This is a genomic window from Devosia sp., assembly GCF_036406155.1.
Classification (GTDB): Bacteria; Pseudomonadota; Alphaproteobacteria; order Rhizobiales; family Devosiaceae; genus Devosia_A.
Genome location: NZ_DASWVV010000151.1, coordinates 1 through 22,091, shown reverse-complemented (window position 1 = coordinate 22,091; position 22,091 = coordinate 1). Strand labels below are relative to the sequence as shown.

At 68.0% G+C, this 22,091-nt stretch carries 23 protein-coding genes; 12 read left to right on the top strand and 11 right to left on the bottom strand.

What is annotated here, in order from left to right:
- The first annotated feature begins 174 nt into the window (after positions 1 to 174).
- The 7 genes from VGD93_RS09705 to VGD93_RS09675 all read left to right on the top strand — a co-directional run bounded on the left by VGD93_RS09705 (position 175) and on the right by VGD93_RS09675 (position 8,443).
- Entirely contained in the window at positions 175 to 1,377 is a 1,203-nt protein-coding gene (locus VGD93_RS09705; protein WP_395011526.1) for a M20 family metallopeptidase, read from the top strand.
- 28 nt (positions 1,378 to 1,405) lie between these two features.
- A complete protein-coding gene (locus VGD93_RS09700; RefSeq protein ID WP_395011524.1) occupies positions 1,406 to 2,242 on the top strand; it encodes an alpha/beta fold hydrolase in 837 nt (278 codons plus the stop codon).
- Between the two features lie 217 nt (positions 2,243 to 2,459).
- Positions 2,460 to 4,100, top strand: coding sequence for an ABC transporter substrate-binding protein (locus tag VGD93_RS09695; protein ID WP_395011522.1), 1,641 nt, complete (start codon positions 2,460 to 2,462; stop codon positions 4,098 to 4,100).
- Positions 4,100 to 5,092, top strand: coding sequence for an ABC transporter permease (locus VGD93_RS09690; RefSeq protein WP_395011521.1), 993 nt, complete (start codon positions 4,100 to 4,102; stop codon positions 5,090 to 5,092). The genes VGD93_RS09695 and VGD93_RS09690 overlap by 1 nt, the downstream gene beginning before the upstream one ends.
- Complete coding sequence (locus VGD93_RS09685) at positions 5,089 to 7,044, top strand: dipeptide/oligopeptide/nickel ABC transporter permease/ATP-binding protein (RefSeq protein WP_395011519.1); 1,956 nt, start codon at positions 5,089 to 5,091, stop codon at positions 7,042 to 7,044. The genes VGD93_RS09690 and VGD93_RS09685 overlap by 4 nt, the downstream gene beginning before the upstream one ends.
- Positions 7,041 to 7,817, top strand: coding sequence for an ABC transporter ATP-binding protein (locus VGD93_RS09680; RefSeq protein WP_395011517.1), 777 nt, complete (start codon positions 7,041 to 7,043; stop codon positions 7,815 to 7,817). The genes VGD93_RS09685 and VGD93_RS09680 overlap by 4 nt, the downstream gene beginning before the upstream one ends.
- A gap of 26 nt (positions 7,818 to 7,843) precedes the next feature.
- Positions 7,844 to 8,443: an alpha/beta fold hydrolase gene (locus VGD93_RS09675; protein ID WP_395011515.1), complete on the top strand. Its 600-nt coding sequence runs from the start codon at positions 7,844 to 7,846 to the stop codon at positions 8,441 to 8,443.
- 89 nt (positions 8,444 to 8,532) lie between these two features.
- Here the strand turns inward: VGD93_RS09675 and VGD93_RS09670 are convergent, their stop codons facing one another.
- Together VGD93_RS09670 and VGD93_RS09665 are read right to left on the bottom strand one after the other, a co-directional pair.
- Complete coding sequence (locus VGD93_RS09670) at positions 8,533 to 9,495, bottom strand: dihydrodipicolinate synthase family protein (RefSeq protein WP_395011513.1); 963 nt, start codon at positions 9,493 to 9,495, stop codon at positions 8,533 to 8,535.
- 165 nt (positions 9,496 to 9,660) lie between these two features.
- Positions 9,661 to 10,383, bottom strand: coding sequence for a GntR family transcriptional regulator (locus tag VGD93_RS09665; protein WP_395011511.1), 723 nt, complete (start codon positions 10,381 to 10,383; stop codon positions 9,661 to 9,663).
- A gap of 215 nt (positions 10,384 to 10,598) precedes the next feature.
- On the opposite strand from VGD93_RS09665, the gene VGD93_RS09660 reads away from it, so the two are divergent.
- From VGD93_RS09660 to VGD93_RS09645, 4 genes are all read left to right on the top strand, one after another.
- Positions 10,599 to 11,366, top strand: a complete 768-nt coding sequence (locus VGD93_RS09660) for an NAD(P)-binding domain-containing protein (RefSeq protein ID WP_395011510.1) — start codon at positions 10,599 to 10,601, stop codon at positions 11,364 to 11,366.
- 306 nt (positions 11,367 to 11,672) lie between these two features.
- A complete protein-coding gene (locus VGD93_RS09655) occupies positions 11,673 to 12,821 on the top strand; it encodes a hypothetical protein (protein ID WP_395011508.1) in 1,149 nt (382 codons plus the stop codon).
- 143 nt (positions 12,822 to 12,964) lie between these two features.
- Positions 12,965 to 13,408 carry a DoxX family protein gene (locus VGD93_RS09650; RefSeq protein WP_395011506.1) on the top strand — a complete coding sequence of 148 codons (444 nt, stop codon included), beginning with the start codon at positions 12,965 to 12,967 and terminating at the stop codon, positions 13,406 to 13,408.
- Positions 13,409 to 13,468: 60 nt separating this feature from the next.
- Positions 13,469 to 14,329 carry a VOC family protein gene (locus VGD93_RS09645; protein WP_395011504.1) on the top strand — a complete coding sequence of 287 codons (861 nt, stop codon included), beginning with the start codon at positions 13,469 to 13,471 and terminating at the stop codon, positions 14,327 to 14,329.
- Between the two features lie 36 nt (positions 14,330 to 14,365).
- On the opposite strand, the gene VGD93_RS09640 is transcribed toward VGD93_RS09645, so the two are convergent.
- Genes VGD93_RS09640 through ccoN form a run of 6 tightly spaced genes read right to left on the bottom strand, consistent with a single transcriptional unit; the run spans position 14,366 to position 18,783 of the window.
- Positions 14,366 to 15,148: a DUF2189 domain-containing protein gene (locus tag VGD93_RS09640; protein WP_395011502.1), complete on the bottom strand. Its 783-nt coding sequence runs from the start codon at positions 15,146 to 15,148 to the stop codon at positions 14,366 to 14,368.
- 13 nt (positions 15,149 to 15,161) lie between these two features.
- The gene (locus VGD93_RS09635) at positions 15,162 to 15,362 is read right to left on the bottom strand and encodes a hypothetical protein (RefSeq protein ID WP_395011500.1); all 201 of its coding nucleotides are present in this window, start codon (positions 15,360 to 15,362) and stop codon (positions 15,162 to 15,164) included.
- The gene (gene ccoP, locus VGD93_RS09630) at positions 15,359 to 16,240 is read right to left on the bottom strand and encodes a cytochrome-c oxidase, cbb3-type subunit III (RefSeq protein ID WP_395011498.1); all 882 of its coding nucleotides are present in this window, start codon (positions 16,238 to 16,240) and stop codon (positions 15,359 to 15,361) included. Before ccoP ends, VGD93_RS09635 begins: the two co-directional genes overlap by 4 nt.
- Positions 16,231 to 16,398, bottom strand: coding sequence for a cbb3-type cytochrome c oxidase subunit 3 (locus VGD93_RS09625; protein ID WP_395011497.1), 168 nt, complete (start codon positions 16,396 to 16,398; stop codon positions 16,231 to 16,233). The genes ccoP and VGD93_RS09625 overlap by 10 nt, the downstream gene beginning before the upstream one ends.
- Positions 16,398 to 17,129, bottom strand: a complete 732-nt coding sequence (gene ccoO, locus VGD93_RS09620; RefSeq protein ID WP_395011495.1) for a cytochrome-c oxidase, cbb3-type subunit II — start codon at positions 17,127 to 17,129, stop codon at positions 16,398 to 16,400. The genes VGD93_RS09625 and ccoO overlap by 1 nt, the downstream gene beginning before the upstream one ends.
- 1 nt (position 17,130) lies before the next feature.
- Complete coding sequence (gene ccoN, locus VGD93_RS09615; protein WP_395011493.1) at positions 17,131 to 18,783, bottom strand: cytochrome-c oxidase, cbb3-type subunit I; 1,653 nt, start codon at positions 18,781 to 18,783, stop codon at positions 17,131 to 17,133.
- Positions 18,784 to 19,002: 219 nt separating this feature from the next.
- Here ccoN and VGD93_RS09610 point away from each other — a divergent pair, with 219 nt between their 5' ends.
- A complete protein-coding gene (locus VGD93_RS09610) occupies positions 19,003 to 19,440 on the top strand; it encodes an Rrf2 family transcriptional regulator (protein WP_395011491.1) in 438 nt (145 codons plus the stop codon).
- Positions 19,441 to 19,450: 10 nt separating this feature from the next.
- Here VGD93_RS09610 and VGD93_RS09605 read toward each other — a convergent pair whose 3' ends face one another.
- The 3 genes from VGD93_RS09605 to VGD93_RS09595 form a co-directional block, all read right to left on the bottom strand.
- Complete coding sequence (locus VGD93_RS09605; RefSeq protein ID WP_395011489.1) at positions 19,451 to 19,735, bottom strand: response regulator transcription factor; 285 nt, start codon at positions 19,733 to 19,735, stop codon at positions 19,451 to 19,453.
- Between the two features lie 331 nt (positions 19,736 to 20,066).
- The gene (locus VGD93_RS09600; RefSeq protein ID WP_395011487.1) at positions 20,067 to 21,068 is read right to left on the bottom strand and encodes an ABC transporter ATP-binding protein; all 1,002 of its coding nucleotides are present in this window, start codon (positions 21,066 to 21,068) and stop codon (positions 20,067 to 20,069) included.
- Positions 21,069 to 21,234: 166 nt separating this feature from the next.
- Positions 21,235 to 22,091: Gfo/Idh/MocA family protein (locus tag VGD93_RS09595; protein WP_395011485.1), on the bottom strand; the 857-nt coding region annotated here is incomplete at its 5' end.

Genomic DNA, 22,091 nt, shown 5'->3' with positions numbered 1-22,091 from the left:
TGCCCGACTGCGACGTGATGGCGAGCGGACGCAGCATAGAGAAACTCGCCGCGATCGAAGGGCTGCAGGGGCTCTACAGCGGGCACGGCGCGTTCACCATCGCCGGCGCGTCGCGTCACGTCGCGGCGGCGCTCGAACATGTGCGCGCGCTGCGCGTGCCGCCGGGGCTGTGACATGAACGGTCCCGATGCCGCGCTGGTGAAGGAGCGTCTGACGCGCTACGTCGCGATCGACTCGACCAATCCGGCGCTCGAGGGGGGTGTCGGCGAGGCGGCGATGGCCGAGGCTGTCGCCGCCGACCTGGCGGCGCTCGGCGCACGCGTCGTGCGCCAGCCCGTGCTGGCGGGCCGTGACAACATCCTCGGCTATTTCGACGTCTCCCCCGACCTGCCGACCATCGTCCTCGACGCACATCTCGATACGGTGCCGGCGAGCGCGACCATGCACGAAGCCGGCTGGCACGGCGAGGTGCTGTTCGGGCGCGGCAGCTGTGACAACAAGGGGTCGCTGGTCGCCATGATCGAGGCGGCGCGCCTTGCGACCTCGGGCGGCCGGACGCCGGAGGCGAATCTCGTTGTCCTCGGCAGCGTCGACGAGGAGGTGGCGGTAAAGGGCGCGGAAACGGCGCTGTCGCTGCTTGGCCACGCCGACCTCATCCTCGTCGGTGAGCCGACCAATCTCGACGTCGGCACCTGGCACAAGGGCACGACGCGCTTCACCATCGACACTGTCGGCCGCTCGGCGCATTCGTCGATGCCCGAGGCGGGGGACAACGCGATCATGCGCATGGGCGAAGTGCTGGCGCGCATCCGCGACGTCATCCAGCCGCAGCTCGGGGCGTTACGCGCCTTGACGGGCGAGACCTGCAGGATGAGCGTCGGTGCCATCACGGGGGGAGGGCCGCTGAACCTTGTGCCGCATCACTGCCGGATCGGCATCGACGTGCGGCGCGTGCCGGGACAGTCGACCGACGACGTGCTCGCGACATTCGACGCGGGTCTTGCCGATCTGATCGCCGCCGGCCACGTGAGGCGCAACGAGCCGAGCATCGCCTCGCCGGCCTTCGAGACGAGCGCCTGGCCCGAGCTCACCGAACTGGCGGTCGCGACGGCACGCGAGCACCAGGCCGACGCCCGCGAGATCGGGCTGCCCTTCGGCACCAATGCCAACCGCATCGCCCGTTACGGCGCGCCGACCTTCATCGTCGGCCCCGGACATATCCGTCACGCGCACACGGACGAGGAGCAGATCGCACTCTCGCAGGTCGTGCAGGCGGCAGCCTATTTCACCGCGCTGATCGAGCGGGCGCCGCGCCTGCTCGCCGCCGCGCCACCACCGCGTCCCGTTTCCGAGGCCCTGCGCCTCGGGCGGGGCTGATACGACGATCGAACGGGAGATCCGACGAATGCCCATGGCCAAGATCAACGGCGGCGAAATCTACTACAAGGTGGAGGGCAGCGGCCCGCCCCTGGTGCAGGTTCCGGGCGCCGCCACCGGCATCCAGGGATACATGCGGATCACGCCGTATCTGCGCGAACACTTCACGGTGCTCGATTTCGACCCGCGCGGCTACGGCGACTCCTCGCGCAGCGAGAGCGGCTACGGGTTCGAGCTATGGTCCCGGGACCTGGCGGCGCTGATCGACCATGTCGGGTTCGACAAGTTCATGTTCCACGGTGCGTCGATGGGGAGCACCTTCGCCCTCGACTTCACCGCCAACAACCCCGACCGCGTGCAGGCCATGGTGCTGAGCGGCTGCACGGCGAAGAACGACATCACCTCCCGGGCCCAGTTCCGCGCGTGGAAGGCGCTGGCGCAGGCCTACGGAATCGGCAGCCCCGAACTCTCCGGCCTCATGGCCACCCATTCGCTGACCCGCAAGCTGCTCGATTCGCCGGAGATGGGCGAGACGTTCATCGCCAATCTCGGCAAGCAGCTCAAGAAGACCGTGACGCTCGAGGCCTATGTGGCGGCATGCGACTACCTCATCAATGTCGACGTCACCGACCGGCTGGCGCGCATCGAGACGCCGACGCTGATCATGGTGGGCGATGAGGACGTGCTCACTCCCGCGGTGCAGGGACCGACCGGGGCCGGGGCCAAACAGATCTTCGACGCGCTGACCAGGGTGAAGTTGAAGGAATATGTCGTCCTCGAGGGGTCGGCGCACAGCAACATGCGTGACGTTCCGGACGTCGCCGCGGCGGCCATCATCGCTTTTGCCAAGAAGGTACTAGGCTGAGCTGGCTGCCGCTGGCCGGAGGCCGGCGGTCATGAGGAGGAGCACCGAACGGCGAGCTGACGTCTCGCCGGCGGGGTGGCGTTTGGCATGCGCTATGACGTTGAAAAATAACCTATTTTTCTTCGGCGTGGCGAACGAAAATCACGCATCTGCGTTGACGGCAGTGGTCGGATATTATAATATATTGGTGCCATGTTGGGGCAATAGGGAGAGGACCATGAGGGATCACGACGAACTTTCGGAGGTGATGGGGGAATATCGTGCCGGCCAGATCGGCCGCCGCGAATTCCTGCGCCGCGTCGGCATTATCGGGCTCTCGAGCCTCGCCGCCGGCACGCTTCTGGCGGGCGCTGGCCGCGCTTATGCGCAAGCGCCGGCAAGCGGCGGGACGCTGATCGAGGGCTACGACCGCGACTTCAGCCCGATCGATCCGGTCAAGACCGCGTGGGCCGATCCGGCCATGAACGCGATCTACGAACCGCTCGTCACGCACGACTATGAAGGCAAGATCGTGCCGTTCCTTGCGCTCGCCTATAACGAGGCGACCGACCGCTGGACCTTCGATATCCCGACCGACCGCACCTATCACTCGGGTGCCCCGGTCACTGCCGACAACGTGGCCCGTGCGCTGCAGGCGATGATCTCGCCCGACACCGGCCAGAACGCCAGCTTCTATTCGCAGGTCGACACCGTCTCGGCCGACGGCAACACCGTGGTCGTCGCGCTGAAGTCGCCCAAGGCCGGCCTCGCCGAGGTGCTGTCGACCGAATACGCCTACATCCCCAACATCGACCGCCGCAACGAGATCGGCGCCGGCACCTTCGGGGCCCAGGAAGCGGACGGGTCGGGGCCGTTCAAGCTCGCCGAGTACACCACCGGCTCCAAGGTTCGCGTCGAGAAATGGGCGGAGTATCCGGGGCAGGGGGCGTCGCATTTCGAGAACCGCGGTCCCGCGCATCTCGACGCCGTCGAATGGGTGCCGGTGCTCGAGCCGTCGCAGCGTGCCCCCGAGATCGAGACGGGCTCCGTGCTGGCGATCAAGAATCCGCCGGCGGCAGACGTCGCGCGTCTCAAGAGCAACCCGGATCTCGTCGTCATCGAGTTCCCCGAACCGTCGAACTTCTTCCTGCTGCCCAGCATGAAGCGGACCGACCTCGAGTTCGACAAGGTCGAAGTGCGCCAGGCCCTTTCCGGGGCCATCGACCGGGCCGGCATTGTGCAGGCGATCCTTGGCGGCGGTGGCGAGCCCACCCAGGGGCCCGCCTCGTCGTCGTGGCGCTTCTACGAACCGGCCGTCGAGCAGTTCAACCAGTACGATCCGGAGAAATCGGCAGCCACGCTGGAGGCCGCGGGCTGGGTCCTCGGCCCGTCCGGCGTGCGCGAGAAGAACGGCGTGAAGATGGAATTCACCGCCATCCACGTCGCCAGCCCGATTGAGATCCAGGTGATGTCGGCGATCGCCGCCATGTTCCAGGAAATCGGCGTCGTCATGCACGTCGAAAGCCTCGAAATCGCGGCCTTCCGCGAGAAGCGTCCGACTGCGGACATGTTCGGGTTCAAGTGGTTGTGGTCCGTGCAGGCCGACATCATCCCGCTGTTCATGCGGCTGTTCCAGCCGAACGACCATCCCGATGTCGCGGCGATCCTCGAGGCGTTCCGCATCTGGGAGAACACCGTTTCCGACGAGGAAATGCGTGAAGTGACCAGCAAGGCGCAGTTGCTCGCGGCCGAACTTGCTGTCACCCTGCCGGTCTACACGCCGTACGCCGTGTGGGTGCACCACAAGAAGGTGCATGGCTGGCGGCCGACGCCGTACGGCCTCTACCCGTTCTACAACGACGTCTGGATCGAACAGTAGTGACCGCCACGGCGCCAAACGATGCGCTGAAAACCTCGGTCGGGCAGCCAAGCTGCCCGACTTGCCGCCTGCTCGTCGGCATCGGCGGCCAGGTCCTGTACTCGCTGCTCGTCCTGCTGCTGGTGGCGACGGTGGCGTTCGTAGGACTGCGCCTTGCGCCGGGTGACGTGACGACGCAGCTGCTTGATCCCGTGCGGACGCCGCCCGAGCAGTTCGTGGCGCTGCGCCGCGAACTCGGGCTCGACCTGCCGATCTGGCACCAGTTCTGGAACTATCTGATCGGGATTTTCCGCGGGGACCTCGGCGCCTCGCTCCTCACGCGCGAGTCCGTCGTCGCCATCGTGGCGCAGGCCGGCGGCTATACGGTCTCGCTGGCGCTTGCGGCGTTCTGCATCATCTATGTGCTCGCCATCCCGCTCGGCATCCTGGCCGCGACCTTTGCCGGCACGCTCACCGACAAGGTCATCAATTTCGTCGCCAGCATGCTGATGGCGACGCCTAACTTCGTCCTCGCCATCCTGCTCGTGAACATCCTCGCGCTCAACCTTGGCTGGCTGCCTGTCGCCGGCACGGGCACGTGGCTCCACCTCATCCTGCCGGCCATGGTGCTGGCCGCGGAGCCGATGGGTTTTGCCACGCGTCTCGTGCGCACCTCCTATATCGAGCAGGCCAATGCGCAATATGTCGATACGATGCGGCTCAAGGGCATGTCGGAGCACGTCATCCGCTGGCGGCACATCATGCGCAACGCGCTGCTGCCGGTGATTTCGCTCGCCGCGGTGCAGGTGCGCACGCTCGTCGGCTACACGCTCATCGTCGAGACCATCTTCCGCTGGCCGGGCCTGGGCAAGCGCCTCGTCGACAGCGTGCTGACGCGCGACTACCAGGTGGCGCAGGGCCTCACGATCCTGCTGGCGCTGGTGGTCGTGGTATCGACCCTGGTTTCCTCCATCCTCTACCGGGTCGTCGACCCGCGGGTGCGGGCGTCGTGAGTACGGACGTCGCCACCATCGGCATGGCGCCGACGCGCAGCGTGCGCTCGCTGCTGCGCAGCGTGCCGCCGCTGCTGCTCATCGCGGTTGGGCTGTTTCTGCTCGCCGGTATCGTGGGCGGCGCGCTGCTGCTGGTCCCCGACCTCAGCAAGCTCGTGTTCAAGCAGTCGTTGTCGAAGGCCTATGCCGCACCCTTCACCAAGGGCACGCTGCTGGGCGCCGATCAGCTTGGTCGGCCGATCGAATGGCGGCTGCTCGCCGGCCTTGGCATCTCGCTCGGTTCTGCCGCCGCCGTTACCGTGATCGCGACGCTGATCGGCCTGGCCATGGGCCTGCTCGGCGGCTTCTTCGGCAGGACTGCGGACCGGATCGTCACGCTGGTCATCGACGTCACCTGGGCCTATCCCACGCTGCTCCTCGCAGTGGTGGTGGCCGGTATCCAGGGACCGGGCGTTTCGACGGTCATCTGGGCGCTGGCCCTGACGCTGTGGGCCGCCATGGCGCGCATCATCCGGGCGCAGGTGCTGGTGCTGCGCGAGCAGGACTTCGTGCTCGCCGTACGGGCGCTCGGCTACAGCCGGTTCTACATCGCGACGCGGCACCTGACGCCCAACCTCATCCCGGCCTGCATCCTCATGGCGACGCTGTTCGTGGCGCTTACCATCGTCGCCGAAGCGGGTCTCAGCTTCATCGGGCTGGGCGCGCAGTCGCCGACGCCGAGCCTGGGCAAGACGCTCGCCGAGGGCTTCAGCTTCGCCTCGTCGTCACCGTGGCCGCTGCTGTTCGGCTCGGCCACGATCATCGCGCTCGTCACCAGCCTCAATGCCTTCGGCGACTATTTGCGCGACGTACTCGACCCCAAGGGACGGGTGGCGCTGCCGCTGCCCGGCGGCGTGCACAAGCGGGCAGTGGCCCAGCCCGCACCAGCCACCATTCCCGCCACCGATACGCTGGTGGTCGAAGGCGCGTCGGTTGCGATCCACCGCCGCGACGGCAGCGAGGTCACCGCCGTATCAGGCTTCACCCTCAGCCTGACGCACGGCTCGACCGTGGGCATCGTGGGCGAGAGCGGCTCCGGCAAGTCCGTTGCGGCGCGCGCTATGTCGAGCCTGCTGCCGAGCGGGCTCGGCCTTTCCGCCGGCCGCATCTACTGGAATGGCGTCGACATCGCCACCATTCCGCCCGACAAACTGCGCGACAGCCGCGGCAAGGTCGTGGGCATGGTGTTCCAGGACGCGCGGGCCAGCATGGACCCGCTCTATTCAATCGGGCGGCAGATCACCGAGGCCTTGCGTGCGCACGTTCCCGGATCCGCCCGCGCCCATCGGCAGCGCGTTCTCGACATGCTGTCCCGGGTCGGCCTCAACGATCCCGCCGTCTATTTCGACCGCTATCCCCACGAACTCTCCGGCGGGCAGATGCAGCGCGCTGCGCTCGCCGCTGCGCTCATCCTCGAGCCGCAGATCCTCATCGCGGACGAACCCACCACCGGGCTGGACGCGACGACGCAGAAGAGGATCGTGACCCTCGTCAAGGGCCTGCAGAGCGAGATGGGGATGACCATCATCTGGATCTCGCACGATGTCGATCTTGTCTCGCAGATCGCGGAGAACATCATCGTCATGTACGCCGGCGAGGTCGTGGAAGCGGGAAAGACGGGCGACGTGCTCGTCCACCAGCGGCACCCTTATACGCTCGGGCTTCTCAAGAGCCGGCCCGACCTCACCATGGAGCGCAAGTCGACCTTGCGCGCGGTGCCGGGCAGCGTGCCGGAACCGGGGGCATGGCCACCGGCCTGCCGCTTCGCGCCGCGTTGTGAACGCGTGCTCGAAATCTGCGGCCGCGTGCACCCGCAACTCGCGCCCGCGGCCGACGGGCGGCAGGTGCGGTGCCACAACCCGGAACCGCCGCAGCCGGAGGTGCAGCGCGAACTCGAGGCGGTGCGGTCGTGACCGAGCCGATCCTGGAAGCAAGCAATCTGGACAAGACTTACCGCGGGCAGGGCGGGCGGCCGGCGCTGCAGGTGCTGCGCGACGTGTCTTTCGCACTGCATGCCGGCGAGACGCTCGGCGTCGTGGGCGAAAGCGGCAGCGGCAAGAGCACGCTGGCGCGCGTGCTGCTGCGCCTCACCGATGTCGACAGCGGCTCGGTCCGCTATCGCGACATCGACCTGCTGCGGCCGACCGGCCCGCAGGGCAGGCAACTGACACGAAAGATCCAGATCGTCTTTCAGGACCCCAATTCCTCGATGACCCCGCGCCGCACGGTGCGGCAGGCGCTGGTCGAAGCGGCGCGCGTGTCGGGCGATCCCGACGCGACCTCGGAACGCGCGCTCGCCTCGATGCTCGACGCCGTCGGGTTGTCGAGCGACAAGCTCAACGCGCTGCCCCACCATCTTTCGGGCGGGCAGCGCCAGCGCGTCGCGATCGCGCGGGCGCTGGCGGTCAATCCGGAGATCATCGTGGCGGACGAATGCGTCAGCGCGCTCGACGTTTCGGTGCAGAGCTCGATCCTCAACCTGCTGCTCGACCTGCAGCGCAGCCGCGGCCTCGCCTACATCTTCATCGGGCATGATCTCTCCGTCGTGCACCACATGAGCGACCACATCATGGTGATGCAGAGAGGCGAGGTGGTGGAGACGGGATATCCCGGCGACGTGTTGCGCAATCCAACCCACCCCTATGTGCGCGAGCTCATCGACTCCGCGCCGGGGCTGCACCCTTGACTCCCGAGCCGGCCGTGCAGGAGCCTGTGCTGACGCCGCTCCATGCCGAACTGCCGGGTGGTGGGGTCGTGGCCGGGGCGTGGATGCTGGGGGAGGGTCGCCTGACCGTCATCTTCCTCCACGATGACGGCGCAGACCTCGACGCGGTCATGCCGGTCATGGCCAATCTGGGCTTGCCCGAGGCACACAAGCTCGCGGTGGATCTTCCAGGACACGGCCTGTCCGGCGGCGGCGACAGGCTCCCGGCGATCGCCGCGCTCTGCGACCGCCTTGCGGCCGCGGGCCGCGGGCCGTTCGTGATCGTGGGCTGCGGGCGCTCGGCCGAACTCGCCTGGGCGCTGGGGGCACGGCCCGACGTCGTGGCGCTGGCGCTGGTATCGCCGGTCGTCGATGGGGGTGCGTTGCCCGGCACCGTGCTGCGCCTGCCGGTGATCGTGTTTCTCGCGGCGGCGTCGCCGACGGTCGTCTCGGCGTGGCGGGCGCTCAGGGGGCGGCTCCGGGCGCGCTGGGTGTCGATCTCGATGCACGTGACCCACGAGGACCTCGCCTCGTGCGCCGACACGTGCAGCCGCCAGACCGCGTCCCATCTCAATGGCTTCATCCGCAACGTGCTGGCCGGCCGCTGAAATCAGGCCCGCCACGCCGCTCTACACGCCGCTCCCTTTTCGTGCCCTGGCCGGGCCCCGCAGGGGCCCGGCTGTCTTGCGGGAAGGCCTCAGGCCGCCCGGACCTGGGCGGCGTCGGGCTGCTTGCTCCACTCCGCATACCAGCTGTCGAACTGCTTGAGCTGCGCTTCGGTATAGCCGCGCTGGCTCTCCGAAAGGGCGTCCGTCGCGTTGAAGTGCAGGGCGTATTCCGGGTTCCCCTTCAGCACCATCATGTGCTTGTAGTAGAGGACCAGGTCCGGCCCCTCGTCGAAATAGGAGAGCACGGCCAGCGCGTCCTCGAGTTCGCGCGCGCGCCGCCACGCCTGCGCATCGCCCTTGGCGGCGGCATGCGACAAAGCGCACAGGTGCAGCACTTCGCGCGGCAGGACGTTGCCGATCCCGGTGATGGCACCGGTTGCGCCGCACTTGACGATGCCGTGGAACACGGACGTGTCGACGCCCACCATCAGGGCCACGTCGTCGTCGCGGCTGGTGATGTGCTCGGCCGCATAGGTCAGCGCGGCGGGGCCGCCGAATTCCTTGAAGCCGACGAGATTGGGATGCTCGGCGCGCAGCGCGAAGAACAGGTCGGCGCGCGTGGCGAAACCGTAATGGGGACTGTTGTAGATGACCGCTGGCAGGTCGGGCGCCGCCTCCAGGATCGCCTTGAAATGGTGGCGCTGGGCCGTCGGCGAGGAGCCGCGCGACAGCACGCGCGGGATGACCATGAGCCCCTTGGCCCCGACCTTCTGGGCATGCGCGGCATGGGCCACCGCCGAGGCGGTGTTGACCGCGCCGGTGCCGACGATGACCGGCACGCCAGCCTCGGCCAGGCGCTGCACGCCTTCCATGCGCTCGGCATCGGTGAGCAGCGGCCAGTCGCCCATCGAGCCGCAATAGATCACCGACGACATGCCCGCGGCAATCAGTTCCTGGCCCTTGCGCACCAGCGCGTCGAAATCGGGTCTGCGATCGGCCGTGCAGGGCGTCATCAGCGCGGGGATGCAGCCGGAAAAGGTATCGGATGTCATGGGGTGCTCCTTCAGATGCGTGGGTTGGCGCCGCGCCGGGGACGCGCGACTCGCCTGTGCTCCATAATCGCCGGCCGCCACAATATACTAAGTATTTTTTTTGTCGACATGGAATTGTGCGCGTGCGCCGTCCAGCGCGGGAGGCGTCGCGGCCGCGGGCGGTCGTCAGACGGCGATGCGTGCGTTCGTACGCGTGTCGGCGGTGATGTAGGCCTGGATCTGGCGCACGATCTGGTCGGCGTGGTCGCTGGCGAGGGTGTCGGCCCGCTCGATGTCGCGGGCGATGATGGCCTCGATCATGTCCTCGTGTTCGGTCACGTAGCGGCGCGGCAGCGCGTCGTCGAACGAGGAGTAGTAGAGCCGGAGGATGCGCCGCCCCTCGTCGAGCAGCTGGGTGAACAGCTCGGTATAGTAGCGGTTCCGCCCGGCCTTGGCGATTTCGAGGTGGAAGTCCCGGTTGGCGGCGATCATGGCGAGGGCGTCCCTGGCTTCGACCGCTTGCGTGAAGGCGGCCTGCAGGCCCCTGATCCTGTCGATGTCCTCGGCCCTGCGGTTGCTGGCCGCGAGCCGCGTGGTCACGCGGTACATCAGCGTCAGCGCGTCGAAGAACTGCGGCAGGCCCAGAAAATCGATATTCGACACGATGGTCGCGCGGTTGGGCAGGGTACTGATCAGCCCCTCGGCCGCGAGCCGCACCAGCGCTTCGCGGATGGGCGTGCGCGACAGCGAGAAGCGCTTCGCCAGCTGCACCTCGTCGATCGGGCTGCCCGGCTCGACGCGCAGCTCCACGATCTCGTTGCGCAGCGTCTCGTAGACGTGGCCGACGCCGGAGCCGCGCCGGTGTCCGTTGGCCTTCGCGGCGCCCTGCCTGCCGGGCTTCTCGGTCATCGGCACTTCCCCTATATCGCTCCCGTTACCGGCCTTCTAACGTGGCGCCGGGGTTGGCGTCAAAAGCTTCTGCCGATCGGCGTTATTTTGAATGTCGACAACCGGACTCCCGCTCCGCGCGGCGGCCGGCCGGGAGTAGGGGGGCCGGCCCGGGGGCGGCGACCCGACGGCAGGGCGCGGGAATGGGAATTGACCGCCGGGATCGGAGGAGTTTGATGCGCATCGGGTTCATCGGAACGGGCACCATTACCCGGGCAGTCGTCGAGGGGCTGCATCATGCCGGCAGGGAGCAGGAGATCCTGGTCTCGCAGCGTTCCGAGTCGGTATCCGCCGATCTCGAGCGGCGTTTCGCCGGCGTGCGCCGCGCCGCCAATGCCGAGGTGGCGGCCGGCTCGGACATCGTCTTTCTGGCGATGCGCCCAGTACAGGTCGAGGACGCCCTGTCCGGCGTCCGCTTCAAGCCGGGCCAGCTCGTCATCAGCTTCGTGACGGGGCTGTCCCTCGCCGACCTCGCGGCGCTGGCGCCGGAAGCAACCGTCGGGCGTGTGCTGCCGCCGCCCGCCATCGCGCGGGGCGAGGGGCCCATCATCTGCTATCCGGCCCTGCCGCCGGTGCTGCAACTGCTCACGGGCCTCGGCCGCCTGGTCGTGCCCGCGAGTGAAGCCGAACTGCTCGCCCTGGGCAGCGTCAGCGGCTTCATGTCGAGCTATTTCGAGCTGCACAATGCCCTCATCGACTGGCTCCGCCAACGCGGCGTCAGCGAGGACAACGCCACGACCTACGTGGCGGCAATGCTGCACGGGCTGGCCGGCACCGCGCAGGCGGCCGGCGCAACGGAGCTCGCCGGGCTGCCGGCGGAGCACGAGACTCCAGGGGGCCTCAACCAGCGGGTCCGCCAGCGACTGCGGGAGCGCGGCTGGTTCCAGCAGCCGGCCGAATGCTTTGCCGAGATCCTGAGCCTTACTCGAGCCTCGCTGGACTGAGCCAGGCCCTGGCAGCCGCGGTTTGATCGTATTTTGGTCCAATAGTGCCCGGATAGTCCCGCTCGACGCCAGCTGAAGTGGCTTTCGGGCGGCGCCCGGCGCTCAAGTTGACGAAGCTCAAGTCTCGGGCGCGCTCTTGCTGTATGGAACGCAGCCGGTGGGTGCTGTTCGGCAATCGGGCGTCTCCCCGCAGACGCCGGCAGCAACGTTGCATGAAGGCCCTTTTCCGGTCGCGGCATGATCGCGGCAGCCATGGTGGCGTGCGGCGGGTCTGAGCCTGTCCGCCGGGAGCATAGGAGATTGACGATGGACGCACTCGAGCGCGACTACAGGACGGTACTGCTGGCAACTCACCAACCGCCGTGCCTGTCGCTGTACCAGCCGACGCACCGGGCGCACCCGGACAAGCAACAGGACCCGATCCGCTTTCGCAACCTGGTGAGGGACCTGGAACTGTCCCTGGCGCAGAAACATGCCGGCCGCGACAGCGCGCCCCTGCTGCGCCCGTTCTACGACCTCGCCGACGACGGCGATTTCTGGAACCACGCGCTCGACGGCATCGCGGCCTTTGCCGCCCCGGGCCTGTTCAAGGTCTACCGGCTGCAGCGGCCGGTACGGGCGCTGGCGGTCGTCGCCGACAGCTTCCATACCAAGCCGCTCCTGCGCCTGCTGCAGTCCGCCGATCGCTACCACATCCTCGGGATCGATCGGCAGCAGGCGAGCGTCTACGAAGGCAACCGCTATGCCCTGGACGAGGTCGAACTGGCACCCGGGTTTCCGCGCACGGCCGTCGATGTCGTGGGTGTCCGGCAGGGCGCGCCGGAAAGGACGAAGCGGGCCTATGGCCCTGAGGGGCCGGGGCAGACGACGCGTCACGGCACCGATGTCCGCCAGGACGAACTGGATCGGGACATGGAGCGCTTTTTCCGAGCGGTGGACGAGGCGGTGCTGGACCAGTACTCCCGGCCGACGGGCATGCCCCTGCTGCTGGCGGCGCTGCCCGAGCATCGCCATCTGTTCCGCGCGGTCAGCCGCAACCCCTTCCTCATGTCCGAGACGATCGATGCCTACCCGGGCGCGTTGTCGATCGACGAACTGCGCGAGCGCGCCTGGCGGCTCGTGCTCCCGCTTTATCTCGAGCGCCTGGGCGGGCTCGTCGACGAGTTCGGAGCGGCGCGCGCCAAGCACCTCGGCAGCGCCGATCTCGCCGACATCGCCCGGGCAGCCGTCGCCGGCCGCGTCGCCACCCTGCTGATCGAGGCCGATCGCGTGGTTCCCGGCCGCTTCGAGCCCGAAACCGGCGCCATCGCGTTCGCGCCGCTGCACGATCCCGGCGTCGACGATCTGCTCGACGATGTCGGCGAGCACGTGCTCCGGGCCGGCGGCGACGTCGTAATCGTTCCGGCTGAGCGCATGCCCGCCGATACCGGCATCGCAGCCATCTACCGGTTCTGAGCCTCGCCGGAGGCGTAGGCGGAAGCATTCCTTCCCTTTTGGACGCAATCATGTTCCGCGCGGATGTATTCTCATCCGTGCGGAACGAGGTCATTTTCCCGGGATCGATGACGCGCTGTCCGCGCCCCTGAGGAGACTTGCAGATGACCTACGCCACCGCCCAAACGCCCGCCCGCCCGTCGCTCGTCGACGGCGTCACCAATGCCGATCTCGCCGCCACGCTCCTGCGGGTGTCCATGGGCATCCTGTTCCTCGCCCATGCCTGGCTCAAGCTCGTGATCTTCACGCCGGCCGGCACCGTCGGCTTTTTCGAGAGCCTCGGCTTTCCTGGCTTCCTCGCCTATCTGGTGATCGCTGCCGAGCTGCTTGGCGGCATTGCGCTCATCCTCGGCGTCGCCACCCGCTGGGTCTCGCTGGCGCTGGTACCGGTGCTGCTCGGCTCGATCTATGCCCCGCACGGCGCGGCCGGCTTCTTCTTTTCGAACGAAGGCGGCGGCTGGGAATTCCCCGCCTTCTGGGCGATAGTCCTGCTGGTCCAGGCCCTGCTCGGCGACGGCGCCTTCGCCCTCAGGCGGGCCCGCGCCTGAACCCTCGGCTCCGGCCGCGGGCCCCGTGCCCGCGGCCACCCCATTTCACGGAGTATCCCGATGACGACCGCGAACGGCTTCTTCGACATGGCCGCCGCACCGCTGCGGATCGGCACCGTGCGCCTGCTCGTGCGTGACGTGCAGGCCGTCTCGGCGTTCTACCAGTCGGTGCTCGGCCTCACCCCGGACGCGGGCAGCGGCACGCGCGTCGTGCTCGACCACGCCGGCACCCCGCTGCTCGAGCTCGAGGGCGATCCCGCGTTGGCGCCGGTAGATCCCCGGCAGGCCGGGCTGTTCCACACCGCCTTTCTGATGCCGACGCGGGCCGATCTGGGCCGCTGGCTCACCCATGCCGCCGCGCAGCGCGTGCCGCTGCAGGGGGCTTCCGACCACATCGTCAGCGAGGCGATCTATCTCGCCGACCCGGAGGGCAACGGCATCGAAGTCTATGCCGACCGCCCGACAAGCGGCTGGCGCGACGCCGCCGGTGCCATCCGCATGAGCACCGATCCCCTTGATGTTGAAGATCTTGTGCAGTCGGCGGGCGGTAGCGCCTGGGCCGGATTCCCCGCAGGCGGCAGCATCGGCCACGTGCACCTGCAGGTCGGCGACACCGAGCTGGCGGACCGCTTCTACCGCGACGTCCTCGGCTTCGACGTCGTCGCGCGCTATCCCGGTGCGAGCTTCTTCGGGAGCGGCGGCTACCACCACCAGCTCGCCGGCAATGTCTGGAACAGCCGCCGCGCCGGCCAGCGTCCCCACGGCATGGCCGGGCTGGGCGCCGTCGGGATCGTCGCCCGTGACGAGGCGGAGCGGGAGGCCATCGTGCGGCGCGCCGAAGCGGCGGGCGTCGCGACCGCTGCCGTGGCCGGCGGCCTGGCCCTGCGCGATCCCTGGGGGACGGAGATTATTCTGAGCTGAGCGGAGCCAACGGTGCTGAACGGCCGGCCCGCCCGTTCAGCGCACCGCGATATAGGCGTGCCAGGTGGCGTGGCCGAGCAGCGGGAAGACGACGATCAACCCGAGCAGCCCGGTCATCAGGCTGAGGCCGAACAGCGCCAGCACGATGGCGCCCCAGCCGATCAGCGGCAGCAGATTGTTCCACACCAGCACCGCGCTCGTGCCCATGGCGGTGAAGGCGTCGATCTTGCGGTCGAGCAGCATCGGCACGGAAAAGGCGCTGATGGCGAAGGCGAAGGCGGCGAACAGCCCCCCCACCGCCGTGCCGACGGCGAGTAGCGACAGCCCCACGGGCGTGGTAAACAGCGTTGCCGCGATATGCTCGAGTCCGGGGAACGGGCGTACGCCGAAGAACAGCGCGTAGAGCAGCACCGCCGCCCGCATCCACAGCAGCATCAGCCCGGTCAGCACGGCGCCGATGAACAGCACCTGGCCGCCGGGGTGGGAATCGATGCGCAGCATCTTGCCCAGCGTCACCTTCTCACCGGCCGCCAGCCGACGGCTCTTCTCATACAGCCCGGTTGCCATGGCCGGACCGACCACCATGAACCCGGCCAGCGCCGGGAACAGGATATAGTCCCACTCCAGACGGAAGATGGAAAACACCATGGCCACCGACACCGCGAACACGGCAAAGCCGTAGGCCAGGCTGGGGAACGGATGGGCGACGAGGTCGCGCCAGCCGGCGCCCAGCCACTGCAGTCCGGCCCCAGCCGGCAGGGCGCGATGCCAGTTGCGCTCGATCGGCAGCGGCGGCACCAGTGCCGGGATCTTGGTCATTCCTCGCTCCTCGTCAGCATGCCGGCTTGGCGGCGCGGTAGGTCCCGTCGACGCCTGCGGTCTTGAGATGGTCGACGCATTCGGGCTGCGACTGCACCGCGACATAGACGAGGTGCGCGTTGGCCGCGGCCAGCCCCAGCACGCCCAGAGCCACCGCCAGCCAGACGGCCCTGAGCCCGGGCAGCCGCCTTGCCTGTGCCGCCGCCCGGCTCATTTCTGCTGCGCCCTGAGATCGAGCACGTAGAGGGCGAGCAGCCGCCGCTCGACGTCGGTCAGCCGGTTCTCCCAGGCTGGCATCCATCCGGAACGGCCGCCATGCACGCTGGCACGCACGCTGGCGGCGTCGCCGCCATAGATCCAGAACGGGTCGGTCAGGTCCGGCGCGCCGGCCTCGGGCATGCCCCGGGCGTCCTCGCCGTGGCAGCCCGTGCAGTTGTCGGCGAAGACCTGCGCCCCGGCCGCCAGTTCCTCCGCCGGCACTTCGGCCGCCACCTCGGGCTGCGACAGCGATCGCACATAGGCGGCCACGCGGGTGACGTCGGCGCGCTCAAGCATCTGGTCACGTCCGAAGGCCAGCATCTGCGACACCCGCGTCTCCGGGTGGTCGGCATTGATGCCGACGCGCAGCGTCTCGAGCAGCGTTTCCTCGTCACCGCCCCACAGCCACGGGGCCTGCGCCAGGTTGGGATAGCCGGGCCCGCCGGTGCCCTTCGCCCCATGGCAGACCGAGCAGTTGTCGCCGAACAGGCGGTGCCCGGTGTCGCGCACAACCTGCATCAGCGCCGGGTCGGCCTGCACCTGCTCGAAGCTCATGCTGGCGATCTGTTCGCTCCAGGCGCTGCGCTCGAGCGCCGCCGCCTTGACCGTCTCGGCCACGCTCTGGCGTTGGTCGACCCCGAGCAGGCCCTTGGTGTAGCTCACCCCGTACGGCCAGGCCGGCATCAGCACCCACCACACCACGGAGAAGCAGAAGGTGGCGATGAGGAAGAACCAGACCGGCTTGGGCACCGGCGTGTTGAGTTCCTTGATGCCGTTCCACTCGTGCCCGGTCGTCATGTGCCCCGTGTAGGGGTCGCGCTCGCCTACAGACATGGCCGGTCATCCTCCGAGACGACGGCGCGCGCGGCCTGCTCGAAGCGCGCCTTGTTCGATGGCCAGAAGGTGTAGACGAGGACCGCGATCGACAGCGCGATCAGGTAAAACAGCCCGAAGGATTTCGAGAACCCCACCAGCATGTTATGCAGATCCATCACTCCGCCTCCGCCAGATTGTCCGCGTGGGCGGCATCGGTCAGCCGCCCGAGGATTTGCAGATAGGCCACCAGCGCATCCATCTCGGTCACCGTGCGTGCGTCGCCGTCGAACAGGCGCACCGACGTGGCCTCGCCGTAGCGCTCGGTGACGCCCGCCGCCCGCGCGTCGTCGGGCAGGGCCTGGCCGTAGGCGTCCTCGGCGGCATGCGCGATCATGTCGTCGCTGTAGGGCACGCCCACGGCCCGCAGCGCCTTGAGGTGCAGCGGCAGGTCGTCGAGCCTGAGCGGCGTGCGCGCCAGGAAGGCGTAGCCCGGCATCTTCGATTCCGGCACCACGTCGCGCGGGTTGATGAGATGGGCGGTGTGCCACTGGTCGGAATACTTGCCGCCGAGCCGGGCCAGATCCGGCCCCGTCCGCTTCGACCCCCACAGCTGCGGGTGGTCGTATTGCGACTCGACGGCGAGCGAGTAGGGGCCGTAGCGGTCGACCTCGTCCTGCAGCGTGCGGATCATCTGCGAGTGGCAGGCGTAGCATCCCTCACGCATGTAGATGTTGCGGCCGGCAACCTCGAGCGGCGTGTACACCCGCATGTCGGCGGTGCTTTCGACGGTCTCGTTGATGGTGAACAGCGGGGCGATCTCGACCAGCCCGCCGATGCTTGCCACCACGATGACGGCGACGACGAGGCCGATGGCGTGGCGCTCCAGCCTGTAGTGCAGTCCGAACATGTTACTCTCCTGCCTGCAGCGCCGCCGGGGCCACCAGGATGGGCACGTCCGTTGCGGCGTCCGCAGCGGCGGGAGCGGGGCTGCGCACCGTCATCCACACGTTGTAGGCGGCCACGATCGCCCCGATCAGGAACAGCGTGCCGCCGAAGGCACGGGCGATGTAGTAGGGGTGCATCGCCACCAGCGAGTCGATGAAGGAGTAGGACAGGGTCCCGGACTCCGTGTAGGTGCGCCACATCAGGCCCTGGATGATGCCCGAGTTCCACATCGCGAAGACGTAGATGAGGCTGCCCGAGAGCGCGAGCCAGAAGTGGACCTCGACCAGCCTGGCCGAGTACATGGCGGGACGCTTCCACAGCCACGGCACCGCCGCATAGATCGAGCCGAAGGTGATCATCGCCACCCAGCCGAGCGCCCCGGCATGCACGTGCCCCACCGTCCAGTCGGTATAGTGCGACAGCGAGTTGACCGGCCGAATGGCCATGAACGAGCCTTCGAAGGTGGACAGTCCGTAGAACACCGCCGCCATCATCATGAAGCGCAGCGTGGCGTCGTCGCGCACCCGGTGCCAGGCGCCGTTCAGCGTCAGCAGGGCGTTGCCCGCCGACGACCAGGACGGCACCAGCAGCATGATCGAGAAGGTCATGCCCAGCGTCTGCACCCAGTGCGGCAGCGCCGTGTAGTGCAGATGGTGGGAGCCCGCCCACAGATAGAGGAAGGTGATGCCCCAGAAGCTGATGATCGACAGCCGGTAGGAAAAGATCGGCCGGCCGGCCTTCTTGGGCATGAAGTAGTACATCATGCCCAGGAACCCGGAGGTGAGGAAGAAGGCGACCGCGTTGTGGCCGTACCACCACTGCGTCATCGCATCCTGCACGCCCGAGAACAGCGAGTAGCTCTTGGCGCTGTCGAGCGCGATCGGCACGGCCAGGTTGTTGACGATGTGCAGCACCGCCACCACCAGGATGAAGGCGAGGTAGTACCAGTTGGCGACGTAGATGTGCGGCTCCTTGCGGCGCGCCAGCGTGCGCAGGTAGAGCACGAGGTAGGTGACCCACACGATCACCAGCCAGATGTCGGCGTACCACTCCGGCTCGGCATATTCGCGCGACTGGGTGACGCCCATGAAATAGCCGCTGGCGGCGACGATGCAGAACAAGTTGTAGCCCAGCAGCACGAACCACGGGCTCAACTGGTCGGGTAGGCGCGCCCGCGAGGTACGCTGCATGACGTAGAACGACGTCGAGATCAGCGCGTTGCCGCCGAAGCCGAAGATGACGCCGCTGGTATGCACAGGGCGCAGCCGGCCGAAGCTGGCCCAGGCGGCATCGAACGTCATCTCGGGGAAGACCAGCAGCCAGGCGACCCAGGCGCCGAAGAGCATGCCGACGATGCCCCAGGCCAGGGTAAGACCGATGCCGAACTTGATCGGGGCGTCGTAATATTCCTCGAGCCGGCGCGGATCGGGCTCGGGCGCCTCGTAGCCGCGGATCAGCACGGCCAGCATCCCCAGGCTGAGCACCGCCACCACCCAGCCCTGGGCGCCCAGCAGGTCGGCGCGGCCCGCCGCGGCCATCGCTAGGCCGCAGGCCGTGAGCGCCACGGTGATGAGCATGGCCACCTGCCGCTCGTTCCGGGTGAGTTGCGAAGTCATGCTTGCCCTCTCGGTTCTGTCAGCCGTGTGCCGCGGACGACACCGTCGCCGCGCCCAAAGATGGATGTTGCATCTATCTTTAAGGGTAGGGTCCTGCAACGCCAATGCCGGGGGATGGGACCGCATGTCGCGCCCGATCGCGCCGCTGCACCGGGTTGCCTCTTGGCAAGGGCAGGGGTTGAAATCATATGTCTGCCCGACACGGCTAGCGAGGATGCGATGCGGCTCACGATCTACAGCGACAATGCCTTGAGGCTGCTCATGTACGTCGCGGCCAAGGGCGAGGCGCGTGCCACCATCCCCGAGGTCGCCGGCGCCTACGGCATGTCGCGCGGCCACCTCGTGAAGATCGCGCACCAACTGGGCCAGGCCGGTTTTCTCGAGACCGCGCGCGGCCGCAGCGGCGGCGTCCGCCTCGGCCGGCCGGCCCACAGCATCAGGCTCGGGGAGGTGGTGCGGTTCACCGAGCCGGACATGGACATCGCGCCGTGCTCCCGGCCGGAGAATACCGACTGCCCGCTGCGCCGGGCCTGCCGGTTGAAGGGTGCCCTCGATCGCGCCCGGCTCGCCTTCCTCGCCGTGCTCGACGAATACACCATCGCCGATCTGGCCGTGTCGCCGGCCCCGATCCGCGCCGCGCTGGGCCTTGCCGTCTAGGCCGGGGCTTTCAGCCGCTCGGCCGGGGCCGGTCCCCCTCCGCCCCGGGGGCGGGCGAGGGCAGGCGCATCTCCTCGATGGCCATCACGCGGCGGACGAGGTCGGCCGTGTTGCGGGCCCCCAGCTTGCGCATGATGTGGCGGCGGTGGACTTCCACGGTCCGGTGCGACAGGCCGAGCCGCAGGCCCGCCTGTGCGTTGGTCTCGCCGTTCACCAGCGCTTCGAGGATTTCATGCTCGCGCGCTGTCAGTTGGGAAAAGCCCAGGAAGGCAGCGCTGATCTCCGTGGGCTGCAAGGGTCGGAATATCGGTTTCAGATTCTCAATGTCGAGTCGCAAATCTACACCTGCTGAAAAGTAGTGGCCGCCGGCCACCGCATTAGAAGGTTCAAGAATATGGGAACGCCAGTAGGCAAAAAAACGCAGCGGACGCTGGCCGCTGTGTGCCCCCGATGCGTGGCCTCCCTCCAGCCGGGGGGCAGAATTGCTGGGCTACTATACCCGATTCCGCAGCGCTGACTCCGGCTTTGCTCGCAAAATCGGGGCATAATCGTATCGGCAGTTGATGCGCACGCCACGAAGACGGGCAAATGCGCGCCGCCGGGCGCGGCCGCACTGTCCGGCTGCGCTAGCGGAGGACCTTCCCCGCCGCATCGAAACGGTAGACGAAGCGCGGGTCGGCGGTGGCGAACAACTCGGCGCCGGGGGCATGGTGGACCTCGCCGAAGGCGCGGGCCGTGAGCAGCCCCGCGGTCTCGGTCTCGACATAGATGTTGGTGTCGGCGCCCAGGTGCTCGAGGTGCACCAGCCGGCCCTTCCAGTCGCCCTTCTCGGCGCTGATGATGAGGTGCTCTGGCCTGACCCCGATGGTCTTGGCGCCGGCGGCGCCGACCGCCTCCGCCGGCAGGAAGTTCATCTGCGGCGAGCCGATGAAGCCGGCGACGAACAAATTGTCGGGGTGCTTGTACAGCTCCATCGGCGTGCCGACCTGCTCGACCTTGCCGCCATTGATGACGACGATGCGGTCGGCCAGCGTCATCGCCTCGACCTGGTCGTGGGTCACGTAGATCATCGTCGCCTTGAGCTCGCGGTGCAGGCGCGCGATCTCGAGCCGCGTGTTGACGCGCAGCGCCGCATCGAGGTTGCTGAGCGGCTCGTCGAACAGGAACAGCTTGGGCTCGCGCACGATGGCGCGCCCGATGGCGACGCGCTGGCGCTGCCCGCCCGACAATTGCGCCGGCCGGCGCTTGAGGTAGTCCTCGAGCGACAGCAACTGGGCCGCCCGGTTCACCCGCGCCTCGATCTCGGCGGCCGGCGCCCCGGCCTGGCGCAGGCCGAGCGCCATGTTGTCCTTGACGCTCAGGTGCGGATAGAGCGCGTAGGTCTGGAACACCATGGCAATGCCGCGCTTGGCCGGCGGCACGTTGTTGACCCGCTCGCCGTCGATCAGCACGTCGCCGCCGCTCGCGTCCTCGAGCCCGGCGATGATCCTGAGCAGGGTGGATTTCCCGCACCCGGATGGCCCGACAAAGACCACCAACTCGCCGTCGGCGACCTCCAGGTCGATGTCGCGCAGCACCTCGGTGGCCCCGAAGCTCTTTTTGATGTCTTTGAGTTGCAGCGAGCCCATCAGGCCTCCAATTCACTAGGGCGGGGCGCGGATTGCCTATCGTTGGACCCCCACCCCCAACCCCTCCCCTCAAGGGGGAGGGAAGCGATAGAACCGAAGCGCTTCAGTCTTCCTCCCCTCCCCCTTGAGGGGAGGGGTTGGGGGTGGTTGCGTTGAAACGCCATGCTCACAGCTTCACCACCTTTCCCGTGCGCACGCTCTCGTCGGCGCCGAGGCAGATCCGCAGCGACTCCACCGCGTCCTGCATGTGGCGCGTGAGGTCCATATCCTCGGTGATGGCGCGATAGACGTAGTCCTGCTCGCGTGCGCACAGGGCGTCGTGCCCGGGCTCGCCCTGCATCGACAGCATTTCGTCGGGCTGCGTGAACTTGCCGTCCGGCCCGGTGGCGGCGCGATGCACGCGGATGCTGTCGGTCCGCGTATGCGTCTCGTGCGCGTCCGATTTCGCCCCCGGATCCATGACGATCGACACCGCGCCGTTGGGGCTCATCACGTCTTTGACGAAGAACGCCGTCTCCGAGATCATCGGTCCCCACGCCGCCTCGTACCAGCCCACGGAGCCGTCCGCGAATAGCACCTGCAGATGGCCGTAATTATACATGTCGGGCGCGATCTCGTCGGAGAGCCTCAGTCCCATGCCGCGCACCTCCACGGCCTTCGCGTCGGTGATCTGGCACATCACGTCGCCATAGTGCACGCCGCAGTCGACGATGGGAGAGGTGGCCTGCATCAGCGTCTTGTGCGTCTCCCAGGTCGGCCCGCTCGACTGCTGGTTGAGGTTCATGCGGAACACGTACGGCCCGCCGAGTTGGCGCGCCTCGGCGATCAGCCGCACCCAGGACGGATGGTGGCGCAGGATGTAGCCGATCACCAGCTTGCGCTTCAGCCGCTTGGCGGTCGCGACCACGCGCTCGGCGTCCTCGACCGTCGCCGCCAGCGGCTTCTCGATGAAGACGTGCGCGCCGGCCTCCATCGCCTTGATCGCATATTCGGCGTGCGAGTCGGTCAGCGTGTTGATGGAGA